This window comes from Marinifilum caeruleilacunae, from assembly GCF_013141825.1.
GTDB classification, from domain to species: domain Bacteria; phylum Bacteroidota; class Bacteroidia; order Bacteroidales; family Marinifilaceae; genus Marinifilum; species Marinifilum caeruleilacunae.
This window is the reverse complement of record NZ_RZNH01000127.1, coordinates 1-632: the sequence shown is the minus strand read 5'-3', so window position 1 is coordinate 632 and position 632 is coordinate 1. Positions and strand designations below refer to the sequence as shown.

At 31.5% G+C, this 632-nt stretch carries 1 protein-coding gene; it reads left to right on the top strand.

What is annotated here, in order from left to right; all coding sequences use genetic code 11:
• Positions 1-73 precede the first annotated feature (73 nt).
• Positions 74-619 carry an REP-associated tyrosine transposase gene (locus tag ELS83_RS21755; protein WP_171597636.1) on the top strand — a complete coding sequence of 182 codons (546 nt, stop codon included), beginning with the start codon at positions 74-76 and terminating at the stop codon, positions 617-619.
• Positions 620-632: the final 13 nt, after the last annotated feature.

The window sequence follows — 632 nt, the reverse complement described above, 5'->3', positions numbered from 1 at the left end:
AACGATAACAAAATTCCTTTTAAGTTAAATTAACTATTTCTATCTTAATTGAGCAATTGAAAAGGAGAGTAGTTTGAGTAGAAAGTATAAATTTTACAATAGAGAAGGCTTGTACTTTGTAAGTTTTGCAACGGTATATTGGATAGATGTATTTGTTCGTGAGCAATATTTTGCAGTCATTACAGAAAGCTTAGAATATTGTTGTAAGTATAAAGGAATGTGTCTTTTTGCTTATTGTATCATGCCAAGTCATTTGCATTTAATATTTAATGATGGAGATTCTAATCCTGGTAAATTGCTTAAGGAGTTTAAAGTCTATTCATCAAAGCAAATACAAAAAATGATAGAAGAAAACCCACAAGAAAGTAGAAAAGAGTGGTTATTATGGATGATGCAACGTGCAGGTAAGGGAAATAGTAATATAGTGCACCGTCAGTTTTGGCAACAAAATAACAAACCTATAGAATTGTGGAGTAACCAGGTTATAACAGAGAAGTTAAATTATATTCATAATAATCCGGTAGATGCAGGTTTTGTGGAAGAGGCACATCACTGGAAATATAGTAGTGCTAAAAATTATGCTGGTGAAAAAGGACAGCTTGATATTGAACTGTTGTAATTGCCTGTATTCA